The sequence below is a fragment of the Bacteroides sp. 519 genome, assembly GCF_010500955.1.
In the GTDB taxonomy this organism is placed as follows: domain Bacteria; phylum Bacteroidota; class Bacteroidia; order Bacteroidales; family Bacteroidaceae; genus Bacteroides.
On sequence record NZ_QVMJ01000039.1, the window covers coordinates 21,992 to 38,313 of the forward strand.

Here is a 16,322-nt window from a genome sequence, read left to right on the forward strand (position 1 = left end):
TTAAGACGCGTAAATATGAATAATTCGTTAACTCAAAAAATAAAAGTATGATAACATGAACCTATCCTAAGTATTGTTTTACTAATTATTAAAGAAACCTTATTAACTAATTACAAGTTTAATGAAAACAATTAAGACTAAAATTCTCTACGCATTGTGCATGCTGTTTCTAACAGTTAACCTGTTTGCACAAGAAAGTAGAACAGTGAGCGGCACAGTTGTCGACTCATTTGGTGACCCTATGCCAGGGGTAAGTATTGCTATAAAAAACACACAAACGGGAACCATAACAGGTCTCGATGGTGATTTTACAATCAATGTATCCGGTTCTGATGATGTGTTGGTCTTTTCGTTTATCGGATTTACAGCACAGGAAATTAAAGTAGGTAATAACACTACTATTAATGTGAAACTACAAGAAGACTCTCAAGCTCTTGATGAGGTAGTGGTAGTAGGTTATGGTGTACAGAAGAAGGTGAATCTTACGGGTTCGGTTTCGAATGTATCTGGTGAGAAACTAGAAAGTCGCCCAGTAACTAACCTATCCTCTGCACTGGCAGGTTTAGCAGCAGGTGTAACAGTATCTCAAAGTTCTGGTGAACCAGGAAGTGATAACGGAAATATTCGTGTACGTGGTGTAAGTACTTTCACCAGTGACTATAGAGGTCCATTGGTAATCATTGACGGATCAGTTGGAGACATGAATTCTATTAACCCCAATGATGTTGAATCTATTGTAACACTGAAAGATGCTGCTTCGGCTGCAATCTATGGTTCACGTGGTGCAAATGGTGTTATCTTGGTTACCACAAAAAGAGGTAAGCAAGACACTCCTCCAAGAGTTACATACACAGGTATCTTTGCTAGTCAAAGCCCCCAGAGTCGCTTTAAATTCATGTCGAATTATGCTGACTATATGGATGCATTTAATATCGCTCGCAGTAATATGGGCCAAAGTCAAAAATATGGTGATGACACCATTGATGCATGGCGTGAAGCATCAAAAAACCCTAATGCAACAAGCGAGTGGGGAATACCTAATTGGGTAGCTTATCCAAATACTGATTGGCAAAAAGAAATGTTCCAAAGCAGCTTCATGCAAACGCATAATTTATCTGTTACTGGTGGTAGCAAAAACACCAAATACCTACTTTCCAAACTAACCCAGGTATGGTTGCCAAGTATGATGGAAAATTTGGCGCACCTGAGGCTGATGAAGAAAAGAAAGATCTGAATAATGTTTACCGTTGGACTGCAATGTCGGGTGGTAAAAAAACAACTACCCGTATCAGTACAAGTTGGTACGCAGAAGTTGACATAATGAAAGGACTTACTGGTAAAATTAATGCTAATTATCAAGATTATTCGCACATAACAGATACTTATTCGAAACATACAGAAGGGTATAGTTTCCGTAAAGATAAAGTAATAGTTTCTACACCTACACTTGATGCAGCAACAGTTAATTTTGCAATGGACAGACGGTATGAATATACACTTACTGGAACATTGAACTATATGAATACTTTTGGTGATCACGACATCAATGTTCTAGCTGGTTATGAGCAATATTATTACAACACACGTACTGATAATGCACAGAAAAAAGGCCTAATGGATTTCTCCATTCATGATATGCAGTCAGCATCTGAAATGGTTTATATCAATTATCATAAGGACAATGATCTTTCCGAACGCGACTATGGTATGCTTTCTTATTTCGGACGTATCAACTATGCCTATAAAGGACGTTATTTATTAGAAGCCAATGTGCGTCGTGATGGTTCATCGCGTTTCTCACCAGATAATCGTTGGGGTACATTCCCTTCATTCTCTTTAGGATGGCGCATATCAGAAGAATCGTTTATGGAAAATACACGTTCTTGGTTAAGTAATCTGAAACTTCGTGCATCTTGGGGTAAATTAGGTAATGTTACATCAGGTTATTATGATTGGCAATCAGTTTATTCTATTATAAATAGTTCTTTTGGAGGTAATATATCTAACGGTTTAGCTGTAACTAAGGTAGGTAACCCAATTATTCAATGGGAGAATATCAATTCAACAGGAATTGGTCTTGATGCGTCATTCTTAAACAACAAACTAACTCTTGAAGTAGATTTCTACAACAAAGTTACAGAAGGTATTCTAACAAATCCAACTATGCCATTTACTATGGGGTTAGCTACAGCACCAACACAAAATACAGCTGATTTGCGTAACCGTGGTTTGGAAGTTACATTGGGGTGGAATGATCGAATCAAAGATTTCCAATATGGCGCGAATATAAACTTCTCGTATAATCAGAACAAGGTAACCAAATACCTAGGTAAATTTGAAGCTGGTTGGAATGATAAAGGTGAATACACTAGTAATATCGGTAAATCGGCTACAACTCAAAATAATGGTATTCGTACTGAAGGACATATGTTCGATGAATATTATATGTTGCAAAGATATAAAGGAACAGGCAAGTATAAAGACGGAAGTGGAAATGTTGACCCACTTGGAGGACCTAGGGATGGTATGATACGTACACCAGAAGACTTGCAATGGGTAAAAGATATGATTGCTGCTGGATATTCTTTCCAACCTAAAAGCACAGTTGGAAGAGGACAGTTAAATTATGGTGAGTATATTTATGCTGACGAAAATGGTGACAAAATTTTCGGTAATACACACGACCGGGTATTTACTGGTAAATCATCTATGCCTAAATACACATTAGGTATCAACTTGAACGCAGCATGGAAAGGTTTTGATATGAGCATGACATGGGCTGGTAGCTTTGGAATGTACTATTACATGTATGAAAGAGGTATCAATGCTACCAATGTAACTGATGGCGAACAAATTGCATCCAACTTCAAACAATACTATTATTATAACGAGAATAACCCAAATGATCCTCTCAACAACATCAATGCTAAATATCCAAGTTTAAAATATGGTACTGGGTCATTGGGTAACCAAGCTGTAAATACAACAAACCTATATAATGGTTCGTACCTGAAATTGAAAACTTTACAAATTGGTTATTCTTTACCAAACAGTTTAGTTGCTAAAATGCGTATGCAGAAGTTGAGAGTATTTCTGGCTGGTGAGAACTTGTTGACTATTACAGACTTCCCAGGAATGGATCCTGAAATTGGTGCATCAGTAAATAAATACCCGCTAAACAAACAACTTTCGGCAGGTGTAAACATTACTTTTTAATAATAAACAGCATACAAAATGAAAAAAATATTATATACCTTAACAGGAGCAGCTCTCAGTTTATGCTTGTTCACAGGATGTACAGATTTGCTTGATACTCTTCCAACCAACAAGCCTGCTGCAAGTACTATGTGGACAACAGAAAATCTCACAGATATGGGTATTTCTGGGATCTATGCCAATTTGAGAAATATGTGTTATAATACCAACAATGGTAATGGCGAAGCTGTAGGTTTTTATGGTTTTGAGGCTTATGGCATGTCAGGACAAATGGTACGTAACGTTACTTTTACTAGTGGTGTCTCTTCAAGCAGTGGGTTATTTTCGAATACCTGGAAAAAAATGTACGAAGGTATACATAGAGCTAATGATGCTATCGTGAATATTCCAGTAAAATCACCTGTTTCTAATGAAAAGAAAGGTAGACTAGTGGCCGAAGCTCGCTTTTTGCGTGCTTTTCATTATTACATGCTGAACCAATTATTTAAAGGCGTACCTTATTATGATGCTCCAATTACAATTGAAGAAGCTACCAAAGGGCAAGAAACAGAAGAGTTCATTTGGAATAAGGTAATTGAAGATCTTACTGCATGTATTGCTGAACCTAATTTACCTAATAATGATTTTAAAGAAGGACGCGCAACTAAAGGAGCCGCTTATGCTTTAAGAGGAAAAGTATATATGTGCACAAAAGAGTATGCAAAAGCAGCAGACGATTTTGCTAAAGTTGGTGAATGTGGATACAAACTCTTCCAAGGTGGGTACAAAGAACTTTTCCTTGAAAAGAATGAAAGATGTGAAGAGATGATTTTCAGTGTGCAAAATATTGCTCTTACTGGATACGGAAATAAGGTACAACGTTTCTGTGGAACTAACTCTGCAAGTGGTGGTGGTACAACTGTTGGATGGAACGACTACATGGCTACACCAGATATTGTTGATCTTTATGAATATGGAGATGGAACAACTTTCGATTGGAAAGATATCATTCCGGAATACTATGATATACCTGTGAAAGCAAGAGAGGTTTTCTTTTTACGTGATATAAAGAAAGATGGCAAGGAGATTAGTGCAGAGAAAGTAACAACAGCAGTAAAAGATCGGTTAACAGCATTAGAAGCCATACACAAAGGAGTTAGTGCTTATTATCTTGAAGAAGGTAACGAAGCCCGTATACGTAAAGCATACGAAGGACGCGACCCACGTTTAGGCATGAATGTGATAACTCCATATTCTACATTCAGAGGTTGGAGAAATACTCCAGCAGAAGAATTTGTTTCAACTTATCGTATACCTACAGGAAAAGATAGTTCCAGAGAAGATAGAGAACTAGGTGATTTATGGCCAAATAATGCAAATTTAAACAGCAATAATAGCTACTACTTCCACCGTAAATTTGTTTGGGAAGGATACAATACTGTTCAACGTGACTATGGTCCAACTGATGAACCGATTATTCGCTATGCAGATGTGTTACTTGCATGGGCCGAAGCATTAATAGAACTTGATAAATTATCTGAAGCTGCTGATAAAGTAAATATGGTAAGAGGTCGCAAGAGCGTTGATATGCCTGATGTTGTATATAGCGGACAAGCAGACTTACGCGAAAAAGTAAGAGATGAGCGTCGTAGAGAATTTGTGAACGAAGGCGTTAATTTCTTTGATGAGATGCGTTGGGGAACTTTTAAAGAAAAGAAATTCTATGACGGGAATGGTGCAAAAAGCGTTTGGGGAGCTATTATTGGTGGAACAGCATATGTATGGCCAACCACTGCCGACCTTAATGTATGGCCTGTACCCGTAGATGAAGTTGGTAGAAATAGTAACCTTACTAAAACTCCAGGATGGGCATACTAAATAGGTATTAGTATAACAATAGCAATTTGTTAGGGGAGGGAATTATTTCCCTCCCTTTTTTGAACAATTAATTGCTCTTAAACTAATAATCTGATATATTTGTAGCATTTATTAAACTAAATCTCTTAAAAGAATGAAACGCCTTTGTGTATTGCTTTTCATGCCATTGTGTATGATGCAAGCTCAGATTATCACTACAGCCGATATTGATTGGAAAACATTCCTGTCGCAACACGATTTCATTTGGGATACCATCCCACCGAACTATTATGCAGGTGCCATTTTAGGAAACGGACTTTTAGGAACTAATTTTTATGCCTCACCACAAAAGCAAGGTTACCGCTTAGATATCGGTCGAAGTGATGTAAACGAAATGCGCCCGGAAGGACATGCCCTTTATTATCGCGCCCGCTTACCAATTGGATATTTTGAAATAAATCCGGTTAGCACAGTTTCGTCAGAAAAAATGCGACTATCACTTTACGATGCCACCGCCAATGCAACTATTACTACAGAACAAGGAAGCATTGATTTTAAAACGTATGTCGATGCCAACAAGGATGTTATAGTGGTTGAAACAACTGGCAAAGAAACCGACTTTACTTTCAACTGGAAGCCCAGCAAAGCTATTTCACCGCGAACCAATCCTCAATACACACATACAACTACCCCAAAAGAATATCTGGAACATCCTAATCCAGAGGCGATAGTAACTATACAAAATAATATAAACTTGTGTATACAGGAGCTGTATTCCGGATATACATATGTTACTGCCTGGAAAATAGATAAATCAAGAAGTGGAAACAAACAAAACATCTATATTACTGTATCATTCGAAAATTCGACAGAACAGGCCATAACTAAAAGCATCCAAACTATACAAGAATATGTAAAGAGCGGAACAGAAAACGCATACAAACAACACCTGCAATGGTGGCACAATTATTATCCGGCCAGCTTTGTGCACTTCGCCGAAGCCAAAGTAGAAAGCTTTTACTGGATACAACAATATAAACTGGCCTGCCTTACCAGAAGCGATAAACAAATTATCGACCTCATGGGTCCTTGGACACACACAACACCATGGCCTGCCATCTGGTGGAACCTGAACACACAACTTACATATTCACCACTGTTCACCGCCAATCGTCTGGAACTGTCGGAGCCTGTATGGAGCTCTTTTAAAGAGAATCTTCAATCACTTATCAACAATGTTCCTGAAGAAGAATGGCGAAAAGATGCTGCCGCTATCGGGCGCAGCTCATCATACAATTTGGCCAGTCCGCTAAGAAAAGACCTTGTTGAACAGAATCAGTATGAGGTAGGAAACCTCACCTGGATGATGTATTACTATTGGTTGTACTGCGATTATAAAAACGACCGTACCGAAACCATTGAACACTTTTATCCACTTCTGAAAAGATGCATTGCTTACTATATGCATATCATCTATAAAGGAGATGATGGCAAATACCATCTTCCATTAACTGCATCGCCCGAATATAAACCTGCCGAAGATTGCAATTACGATCTGGCCATTCTTCGTTGGGGATTAACTACGCTTTTACAACTTAACACAACTTATAGTTTACAGGATAGCCAAAGGGCGCACTGGCGCAATGTACTGGCCAATCTTGTAGACTATCCCCGCGATGAAGTTCAAGGTTTTATTATTGGTAAGGATGTAAAACTCACCTCCTCGCACCGGCATTACTCACACCTGTTAATGATTTATCCTTTCCGGATGATTACCCCCGATAATCCGGACGAGAAAGAGATTATTTACAAAAGCCTTCATCATTGGATAGGGCAGAAAGGTGCATTGCAGGGATACTCATATACCGGGGCTTCATCTATTTGCTCTTTCCTAAGAAAAGGTGATAAAGCCATTGAATATATTAACGCCCTACTGGATAAATACATTCAACCCAATACCTTGTATAAAGAATCCGGTCCTGTAATCGAAACTCCTTTATCGGCTGTTACCTCCTTACAGGAGTTGTATTTATATAGCTACAATAACATTCTGCGCGTTTTTCCTGCTGTGCCCAATTACTGGCGCGAGGCATCATTTGTTAACTTCCGTGCTCCCAAGGGATTGCTGGTTAGTGCCACAAGATCTGATTATAAAACAGTTTGCATACAGGTAGAAGCACCTCAAGCCGGGAAATATCGCATTCAAACCGATCTGGATTTAGACAAGTTCAAAACAGCCTCATCAAAAGGGAAACTGGAAATGGATATTATTGATTACAGGCAAGGCATTGTTGAACTAACATTAAAAGCCGGTGAAGTAGCCCGGTTAAGCACAGCCGATTATAACCCGGAAAGTCCTCTATTTAAAGAACACACATCAGGAATTAATTCCTATGGATTGAAGAAATAATTAATCGTAAAACTTATCAGCAAATCATGAAGAAAAAAACAATCACATCTAAATTAACCTTAATGCTATTGGCCTGTACAATAGCAGCTTCCTGCACCAACGAGAAGCAAACATTTATTGAAGAAAACGTTACCTTTGCAACAGCACAAACCCGGCTTATGCTTGATAGTGTTGGCGAACCCACGGGTAGGAACTACCCACGTACAATGAATAATAAAGGTAAACTGGTAACTACCGGTATGAAAGACTGGACACCTGGTTTCTTCCCCGGTTCATTATGGTACCTGTATGAACTTACTGGCGATAATTTCTGGAAAGAGCATGCACAAACATGGACTCATACGCTTGAACCGTTGCAAACCTTCACCGGACATCACGACCTTGGTTTTATGATGTACTGTAGCTATGGAAACGCATTGCGTCTTTCGCCACAACCGGAATACAAGGATATTATTATTAAAAGTGCCGAATCACTTTCGAGCCGTTACGACGAACGTGTTAAAAGCATTAAGTCGTGGAATTACCGCCGTAACTGGAACGATACCGTTGAGTGGTTCTATCCGGTAATTGTGGATAATATGATGAACCTGGAAATGTTGTTTGCAGCAACAGAGCTATCGGGCAATAAAAAATACTATGATATTGCCGTGCAACATGCCAACAGTACGATAAAGAATCATATCCGCGAAGATTATGGAACCTATCATGTGGTGAACTACGACACTATTAGTCCCACTGTTCTTGATCAGGCAACCTGCCAGGGATATTGCGATGAATCTACATGGTCGCGCGGTCAGGCTTGGATGATGTATGGCTTTACCATGATGTATCGTGAAACCAAAGATCCTGTTTATCTGGATGTAGCTAAAAACTTAACAGAGTATTACCTGAAAAATCTTCCGGAAGACCTTGTTCCGCTGTGGGATTTCCATGTGGGTAAGGAAGGATATCAGGCTGTTGGCAAATCGTATGCAGTTGAGTTCCCGGGCGAAACCCTTCGGGATGCTTCGGCTGCTGCAATAGCATGTTCGGCACTCTTTGAACTGGGAGAGCATACAAACGATCAAAGATATACCGATTATGCTGTTAAGATGCTTAAAAGTCTTGCATCGCCGGCATATAGGGCCGAGCTTGGTACAAATGTAAACTTCCTGCTTATGCATTGTGTAGGTAGCATACCTCACCGCAACGAAATAGACAAACCGTTGGTGTATGCTGATTATTATTTTCTGGAGGCGCTGATTCGATATAAGAATCTAAAATAAATAAATGGAGATGGATATACGGATGTGTTTATCTGTGTATCCATCATATTACTAAAAAACTAAGGATAAGCACTCACTTTCTTAAAATTATTATGTAGATTTGCCCGAAAAGAAATATCTGGCAATGGAGGAAAGCACAACCGATATTTTACTATATAAACTAATACGGCAAAATGACGAAAAAGCACTCACCCATCTTTTCAATAAGTACTTTGTTCATTTGTGTCGGTATATCAATCTATTCATTACCAATCAAACCGATTCGGAAGATCTGGCCTTAGAAATATTTGTTCATCTGTGGGAGAACAGGCACAAACTGGATATTGTAGACTCGGTAAAATCTTATCTCTTCCGAACCGCCCGTAACCGCTCACTAAACTATTTGCGAGATAAAAAAGAAACAATCTCTATTCATACTCTTTCCCTGGATCCTATATATCTACAAGACGATTCTCTTGAATTGGAAGAGCTTGATCATCTTTTGTGCGAAGCTATTGAATCCTTACCCGAGAAATGCAAAAAGGTATTCATTAAAAGCCGCGACGAGAATTTAAGTAATAAAAAAATAGCCGAAGAGCTTCAGATATCCATAAAAACAGTAGAGGCTCAAATAACCAAAGCGCTAAAACATATACAAAAATATATAGATAGAGGGAAGTAAAGTGCTTTGTATAAAATATGTTCGAGAGTTTATGAATTATCATTTATCTTTGTCTCTCAATAATGAGATACGCCGACGTAATATTACCCTTGCCGCTTCCTCGTAGCTTTACATATTCAATTCCAATCGGAAGTGAGGAATCCATTAAACCCGGATGCCGGGTGGTGGTGCCTTTCGGGAAGAAGAAGTTCTATACAGCAATTGTAGAAACAGTGCACGATAAAGCTCCATCGGAGTACGAGGTTAAGGAAATATCCACAGTTTTGGATACAATCCCTATTTTGTATCCCAACCAATTTAAATTGTGGCAATGGATAGCCGACTATTATCTCTGCACCATTGGCGATGTTTATAAAGCCGCTTTACCATCGGGGCTTAAGTTAGAAAGCGAAACAATTGTAGAATATAATCCGGAGTTCGAAGCCGACGAGCCTCTACAGGCTAAAGAACAATCAGTGCTTGATTTGCTGGCTGTTAATAACGAACAATCACTTACCCGGTTAGAGAAAGACAGTGGAATCAAAAACATCCTTACTGTTGTAAAATCATTGCTGGAAAAGAATGCCGTTTTTATTAAAGAGGAACTGCGACGATCATATAAACCAAAAACAGAAATACGGGTACGCCTCAGTCAGGCATTTTCGACAGAAGAACAGCTTAGGAAACTCTTCGACGAATTAAATAGGGCACCCAAGCAATTGGTTTTACTGATGAAATATGTTGAGCTATCCAATTTCATGGGTGGCTCTATAAAAGAAGTATCAAAGAAAGAACTGTTACAACAGTCTGCTGTTTCGGCTGCTGTATTCAATGGTTTAGTAGAGAAAAATGTTCTTGAGATTTATCATCACGAAACCGGACGACTTACTACTTTCCAGAATACCACTATCGACCTTAATCCCCTGAATACATATCAGGAAGAGGCTTTCAACTCAATCAACAATTCATTTAAAGAAAAGAATGTATGTTTGCTGCATGGGGTAACCTCGAGCGGAAAAACAGAAATCTATATCCACCTCATTAATGAGGTAATTAAACAAGGTAAACAGGTACTTTATCTGCTTCCCGAAATAGCGCTAACCACCCAGATAACCGAAAGGCTGAAGCGTGTTTTTGGTTCTCGTTTGGGAATCTATCATTCTAAATTCCCTGATGCCGAACGAGTGGAAATCTGGCAAAAACAACTCAGTGATAAAAGTTATGATATTATTTTAGGTGTGCGCTCGTCTGTATTCCTGCCGTTTCGTAATCTTGGGTTGATAATTGTAGACGAAGAGCACGAAACAACTTATAAGCAACAAGACCCTGCACCCCGTTATCATGCGCGTAATGCTGCCATTGTTCTAGCTGCTATGTATGGAGCTAAAACGTTGTTAGGCACAGCAACCCCTTCGGTCGAAACATACTATAATGCCCAAACGGGTAAGTATGGGTTGGTAGAGGTTAAAGAGCGGTATAAAGACATACAATTGCCCGAAATACTTCCTGTAGATATCAAAGAACTGCATCGCAAGAAACGGATGACAGGACAATTTTCTCCTTTCCTGTTGGAACATATCCGCAAAGCGTTGGATAATAAAGAACAAGTTATTCTTTTCCAGAACAGGCGGGGATTTGCTCCAATGGTTGAATGCCGTGTTTGTGCCTGGGTGCCCAAATGCGAGAATTGCGATGTTAGTTTAACCTATCACAAAGGAATCAATCAGCTTACCTGCCATTACTGCGGATACTCCATCCCCCTGCTTCGTTCGTGTCCGGCATGCGAAGGAACCGAACTTGTACACCGGGGATTTGGAACAGAAAAGGTAGAGGATGAAATAAAACTGATTTTTCCCGAAGCCTCTGTTGCCCGCATGGATTTGGATACCACCCGCTCGCGAACATCTTATGAAAAAATCATCTCGAACTTCGAAGATGGTAAAACCGATATTCTGATAGGCACCCAAATGGTATCGAAAGGATTGGATTTTGACCATGTTAGCATAGTAGGTATTCTTAATGCCGATACCATGCTTAATTATCCCGACTTCCGTTCGTACGAACGTGCATTTCAGTTAATGGCACAGGTAGCCGGACGTGCCGGAAGAAAAAACAAACGGGGAACCGTAATACTGCAAACCCGTAGCATGGATCATCCTATTATTGACCAGGTTATCAATAACGATTATGAACAGATGGTAAACACGGAACTAACCGAACGCCAACTGTTTCACTATCCGCCTTATTACCGGTTGGTGTATGTTTATCTTAAAAACCGGAATGCCGATTTGCTCGATCTGATGGCAAATACTATGGCAGGAAAGTTACGGGCTGTATTCGGCACTCGTGTTCTTGGGCCCGACAAACCTCCTGTTTCCCGGGTACAAACCTTCTTTATAAAAAAGATTATTGTTAAAATAGAATATAACGCCCCCATGCACCAGGCACGCAAATTATTGCAGATGGTACAAAAAGAAATGATTGAAGACGAGCGATTTAAATCGCTTATCGTTTACTATGATGTAGATCCTATGTAATATGCCAATATGCTAATGTGCCAATGTGGATAATATGCCAATGTGCCAATGTGCTAATGGGGGAATGTGAGAATGTAAGTAATGTATAAATTAAAATAATTAATAACAGGTCCATGTGCCAGCCAATTGACACATTAGCATATTGGCACATTGACACATTAAAACCATGCGCCAGCCAATTATCACATTGGCATATTGGCACATTAGAACATGAAAATACTATTTGTCTGTTTAGGAAACATCTGCCGATCACCAATGGCAGAAGGAGTAATGCTACGTTTGATAAAAGAAGCCGGGTTGGAAGATAACTATGAAATTGATTCCGCAGGAACAGCAGGATACCATACCGGAGAACTGGCAGACTCGCGAATGCGTGCTCATGCCTCAAAAAGAGGATATAATCTGGTGCATCGCTCACGGAAAGTAAAAACCGAAGATTTTTATGATTTTGATCTTATTATCGGTATGGATGATAATAATATCTCTGATCTGAAACGCATGTCTCCATCGGCCAACGAAGAATTAAAGATACGCCGTATGACAGATTATGCTACCCACCATACAATAGATCATGTACCCGATCCGTATTATGGTGGCGACTCCGGTTTTGAATTTGTAATAGACTTACTGGAAGATGCATGTTCGGGCCTATTGGATGAGCTAACGAATAGATGAAAACCTGGATACATTCTTTTTTTTCAATTCTATTTCCAAAGTACTGCCCTGTATGTGGTTGCATATTATACGAAGAGAATTTCTTTTGTATAAAATGTGATCTGGATTTGCCGCGTACCCATTTTCATCTGAACCGTGATAACAGTTTAGAAAGTCAATTCTGGGGTAAGGTAGATATACAACGAGCTACAGCATATTTTTATTATAGAAAAGGAAGTCCATACCGGGAACTATTATATGCTCTTAAATACCGGGGACAGAAAGAACTGGGCCAAAAGCTTGGTGCCCGAATAGCTACCGAAATATCAGAAAGTGATTTTTTCGATTCTATAGATTTACTTATCCCGGTTCCTCTGCATAAAAACCGGTACAAAGAGCGAGGGTATAATCAAAGTGAACAGATTGCTATTGGCATATCTAAAGTAACGGGTATCCCAGTAGAAACCGGGGTTATAATCAGGCAGCAACAAACAGAAACACAAACGCGAAAATCTCACTATGCCCGGTTGGAGAACATGGAAGGTGTATTTGAACTTTCGCCCTTGTGTAATTGTGACAACAAGCATGTATTGTTAATTGATGATATTATTACTACCGGTGCCACAATTACATCTTGTGCACGCGTATTACAAACAAACCTGCATAATATAAAGATCAGTATTTTAGCTATCGGATTTGTTCCTGCTTCTTGACACAGAACAAAATCCCTCTCTCTTTTGTTACCAAAGCATACTATTAACTTATTAAAAGCAGTATGTTATGGAGCTTCAACTTTTGTACAAAGACATTTTAGGTATGCTTACCGTTATTAAGAATGATGAGAATAAACTTCAAACAGTTTTAACCTATCTGAAGGATCAGGTATTGGGCAGTTACAAATCGAACAGGAAAGGTGAAACAACACCCGAGTACAAGGCTAGCATTTTACAGATCGCCGATTCACTTTTCAATGGATACGAATGTTACCTCAACCCGGAAACGCTTGAGATGGAACAAGTTCAAAACGAAAGTTCTATTAAGTTTGAGCCTCCCTGCCCGAATGAGTTATTATGTATGATGGAAAAATATGTAGGTCAATTAAAAGATAACCTGGTAGGTTTTAAACTGGTGTCTGCTTTGGAAGAGCCTACTCCCATATCGAGTTTTCTTAAATCAATAGATAAATGTGGGCAAGAAGAGGATTGGATGGAATTCAGAAAACAAGAAACAATTGCGTATGTAAACAATAAACTGAGTTTTGAGTGATGAGTAGTGAGTTATGAGTAATGAGTTTTGAGTTGCGATGCCGCATGGTAACTCAAAACTCAAAACTCACTACTCAAAACTCATTTAGTTTTTATTTGCTCTCTTCCGTTCATTCTCATCCAGAAGTATCTTACGCATACGCATATGTTTGGGGGTTACTTCCACATATTCGTCTTCCTTAATATACTCTAAAGCTTCTTCGAGCGAGAACTGAACCGGAGGAATAATTCTGGCTTTATCATCTGCCCCTGAAGCACGCATATTGGTAAGCTTCTTCGATTTAGTGACATTAACCACCAGATCGCCATCGTGAGAGTTTTCGCCCACAACCTGTCCGGCGTAAATTTCTTCTTGTGGGAAGATAAAGAAACGTCCGCGGTCTTGCAGTTTATCGAGTGCGTATGCAAAAGCAGTACCCGACTCCATTGCTATAATAGAACCATTGGTGCGTCGTTCAATTTCTCCTTTATACGGTTGATATTCTTTAAAACGGTGAGCCATAATTGCCTCTCCGGCAGATGCGGTGAGCACATTTGTTCTTAAACCAATGATTCCGCGCGATGGTATGTTAAATTCCATAGTAACGCGTTCGCCATTGCTTTCCATCATCAACATTTCACCTTTACGGCGGGTTATCATATCAATCAGCTTGCTAGAGTATTCTTCGGGCACATTGATTGTTAGTTCCTCTATTGGTTCGTGTTTCTTGTCGTCAATGGTTTTAAAGATAACCTGTGGCTGTCCTACCTGCAATTCATACCCTTCACGTCGCATGGTTTCAATAAGTACCGACAAGTGGAGTACACCACGACCGTACACCAGCCACTTATCATCAATCTCATTCTTAACAACCCTCAAGGCAAGGTTCTTATCCAGTTCCTTTGTCAGGCGATCGTGAATGTGGCGCGATGTTACATATTTACCATCTTTACCAAAGAATGGCGAATCGTTGATGGCAAAAAGCATACTCATGGTAGGCTCGTCAATAGCGATAGTTGGCAATGGTTCGGGGTTTTCAAAATCACAGATGGTATCACCAATCTCAAATCCTTCAATCCCAATCAAAGCACATATATCTCCCGAAGAAACTTCGGCCACTTTTACATGTCCAAGACCTTCAAAAGCATGTACCTCTTTTATCTTTGCTTTTTTCAAACTTCCATCACGTTTAGCCAGGGTAACATTCATGCTATCCTTCAACGTTCCGCGGTGAACACGGCCTACAGCAATACGTCCGGTGTACGATGAATAGTCGAGCGAAGTAATCAACATCTGCGGAGTTCCTTCCAGTTGCTCGGGAGCAGGAATGTTTTCAATGATACAATTCAGTAAAGGAACAATGCTATCAGTTTGATTTTTCCAGTCTGTGCTCATCCATCCGTTTTTAGCCGAACCGTATATTGCCGGGAAGTCTAACTGTTCTTCTGTAGCATCGAGGCTGAACATCAAATCGAATACCATTTCGTGTACCTCGTCTGGTCGACAGTTGGGTTTATCAACCTTATTTATTACAACAATGGGTTTCAATCCCATTTCAAGGGCTTTTTGCAATACAAACCGTGTTTGAGGCATAGGCCCTTCAAAAGCGTCGACAAGAAGAATACATCCGTCGGCCATATTTAATACCCGTTCTACCTCGCCACCAAAGTCACTGTGTCCTGGGGTATCAATAATATTAATCTTTGTACCGTTATAATTAATGGAAACGTTTTTAGAAAGAATAGTTATACCACGCTCCCGCTCTAAATCATTATTATCCAGAATCAACTCACCACTGGCCTGGTTCTCTCGGAATAAATGTCCGGCCAATAACATTTTATCCACTAGTGTTGTTTTGCCATGGTCAACATGGGCAATAATTGCAATGTTTCTTATATTTTGCATATAATACCTATTAAAATCGGGCGCAAAGGTACGGATAATTAGTTGAAATATTTAAGGAATTCTTTTAATTTGAATCCGGCTTTCAATTTGTTTAGTTGTTTTACAGCCGCTAAAATGGTGATAAAACAGAAAATCGTCTTGGTTACCCCTGTTATATGCGTTGTGAGGCCGATTTTATGCCGTATTTTCAAAATGCTGCATTTTGCACTTACGAAATGCTGCATTTCGTTCAATCAAAATGCTGCATTTTGAAAGTGTGAAATGCTGCATTTTGAAATTGCGATTTGCAGCATAAAAATTAGTAATGATTTATGAAAGGATAGAAATTGACAGATATAAGAAAAGAGAATGCTCTTGAGTAAGCAAGGGCTGTAAGCCCGTTCGATTTATTGTATGCTATCCGCATGGTGAATCCCTTGGGATTCAATTTGAATAACCCCCAGTGAAGGGCGAAGCCCGACTGGGGGTAAGTCAATACATACACAGTCTGAACCCCGATAGTGGGTTCAACACCTTCGGCGTTGTGAGTTATAGGGATACGCATCCCCCCAGTCGGGCTTCGCCCTTCACTGGGGGTTATTCAAATTCAATCCCTTCGGGATTTCTTAACTTGA

Annotated in this window: 11 protein-coding genes; 10 read left to right on the plus strand and 1 reads right to left on the minus strand. The window is 39.5% G+C overall.

The genetic code is table 11. The annotated features are described in order from the left end of the window. Positions 1-121: 121 nt before the first annotated feature. From D0T85_RS22870 to D0T85_RS20515, 10 genes are all read left to right on the plus strand, one after another. Entirely contained in the window at positions 122-1,234 is a 1,113-nt protein-coding gene (locus D0T85_RS22870) for a SusC/RagA family TonB-linked outer membrane protein (RefSeq protein ID WP_163215376.1), read from the plus strand. Further along, the gene (locus D0T85_RS20475; RefSeq protein ID WP_163215377.1) at positions 1,171-3,216 is read left to right on the plus strand and encodes a SusC/RagA family TonB-linked outer membrane protein; all 2,046 of its coding nucleotides are present in this window, start codon (positions 1,171-1,173) and stop codon (positions 3,214-3,216) included. Before D0T85_RS22870 ends, D0T85_RS20475 begins: the two co-directional genes overlap by 64 nt. 18 nt (positions 3,217-3,234) lie before the next feature. Then, positions 3,235-5,073 carry a RagB/SusD family nutrient uptake outer membrane protein gene (locus D0T85_RS20480; RefSeq protein ID WP_163215378.1) on the plus strand — a complete coding sequence of 613 codons (1,839 nt, stop codon included), beginning with the start codon at positions 3,235-3,237 and terminating at the stop codon, positions 5,071-5,073. Between the two features lie 133 nt (positions 5,074-5,206). Beyond that, complete coding sequence (locus D0T85_RS20485) at positions 5,207-7,462, plus strand: hypothetical protein (RefSeq protein WP_163215379.1); 2,256 nt, start codon at positions 5,207-5,209, stop codon at positions 7,460-7,462. Between the two features lie 26 nt (positions 7,463-7,488). After that, the gene (locus D0T85_RS20490; protein ID WP_163215380.1) at positions 7,489-8,727 is read left to right on the plus strand and encodes a glycoside hydrolase family 88 protein; all 1,239 of its coding nucleotides are present in this window, start codon (positions 7,489-7,491) and stop codon (positions 8,725-8,727) included. 100 nt (positions 8,728-8,827) lie between these two features. After that, positions 8,828-9,388, plus strand: coding sequence for an RNA polymerase sigma-70 factor (locus tag D0T85_RS20495; protein WP_239060783.1), 561 nt, complete (start codon positions 8,828-8,830; stop codon positions 9,386-9,388). A 59-nt stretch (positions 9,389-9,447) separates the two neighbouring features. Beyond that, entirely contained in the window at positions 9,448-11,904 is a 2,457-nt protein-coding gene (priA, locus tag D0T85_RS20500; protein ID WP_163215387.1) for a primosomal protein N', read from the plus strand. Between the two features lie 210 nt (positions 11,905-12,114). Beyond that, positions 12,115-12,579: a low molecular weight protein-tyrosine-phosphatase gene (locus D0T85_RS20505; RefSeq protein WP_163215381.1), complete on the plus strand. Its 465-nt coding sequence runs from the start codon at positions 12,115-12,117 to the stop codon at positions 12,577-12,579. Beyond that, positions 12,576-13,271, plus strand: a complete 696-nt coding sequence (locus tag D0T85_RS20510) for a ComF family protein (RefSeq protein WP_163215382.1) — start codon at positions 12,576-12,578, stop codon at positions 13,269-13,271. Before D0T85_RS20505 ends, D0T85_RS20510 begins: the two co-directional genes overlap by 4 nt. 67 nt (positions 13,272-13,338) lie before the next feature. Continuing rightward, the gene (locus tag D0T85_RS20515; RefSeq protein ID WP_163215383.1) at positions 13,339-13,824 is read left to right on the plus strand and encodes a hypothetical protein; all 486 of its coding nucleotides are present in this window, start codon (positions 13,339-13,341) and stop codon (positions 13,822-13,824) included. A gap of 84 nt (positions 13,825-13,908) precedes the next feature. Here the strand turns inward: D0T85_RS20515 and typA are convergent, their stop codons facing one another. Beyond that, positions 13,909-15,708: a translational GTPase TypA gene (gene typA, locus D0T85_RS20520; RefSeq protein ID WP_163215384.1), complete on the minus strand. Its 1,800-nt coding sequence runs from the start codon at positions 15,706-15,708 to the stop codon at positions 13,909-13,911. Between the last annotated feature and the right edge of the window lie 614 nt (positions 15,709-16,322).

What these genes read in the sequence shown, in the direction of transcription:
- D0T85_RS22870 (WP_163215376.1), top strand. Translation starts at nt 122, where the DNA reads ATGAAAACAATTAAGACTAAAATTCTCTACGCATTGTGCATGCTGTTT.
- D0T85_RS20475 (WP_163215377.1), top strand. Translation starts at nt 1,171, where the DNA reads ATGGTTGCCAAGTATGATGGAAAATTTGGCGCACCTGAGGCTGATGAA.
- D0T85_RS20480 (WP_163215378.1), top strand. Translation starts at nt 3,235, where the DNA reads ATGAAAAAAATATTATATACCTTAACAGGAGCAGCTCTCAGTTTATGC.
- D0T85_RS20485 (WP_163215379.1), top strand. Translation starts at nt 5,207, where the DNA reads ATGAAACGCCTTTGTGTATTGCTTTTCATGCCATTGTGTATGATGCAA.
- D0T85_RS20490 (WP_163215380.1), top strand. Translation starts at nt 7,489, where the DNA reads ATGAAGAAAAAAACAATCACATCTAAATTAACCTTAATGCTATTGGCC.
- D0T85_RS20505 (WP_163215381.1), top strand. Translation starts at nt 12,115, where the DNA reads ATGAAAATACTATTTGTCTGTTTAGGAAACATCTGCCGATCACCAATG.
- D0T85_RS20510 (WP_163215382.1), top strand. Translation starts at nt 12,576, where the DNA reads ATGAAAACCTGGATACATTCTTTTTTTTCAATTCTATTTCCAAAGTAC.
- D0T85_RS20515 (WP_163215383.1), top strand. Translation starts at nt 13,339, where the DNA reads ATGGAGCTTCAACTTTTGTACAAAGACATTTTAGGTATGCTTACCGTT.
- typA (WP_163215384.1), bottom strand. Translation starts at nt 15,708, where the DNA reads ATGCAAAATATAAGAAACATTGCAATTATTGCCCATGTTGACCATGGC.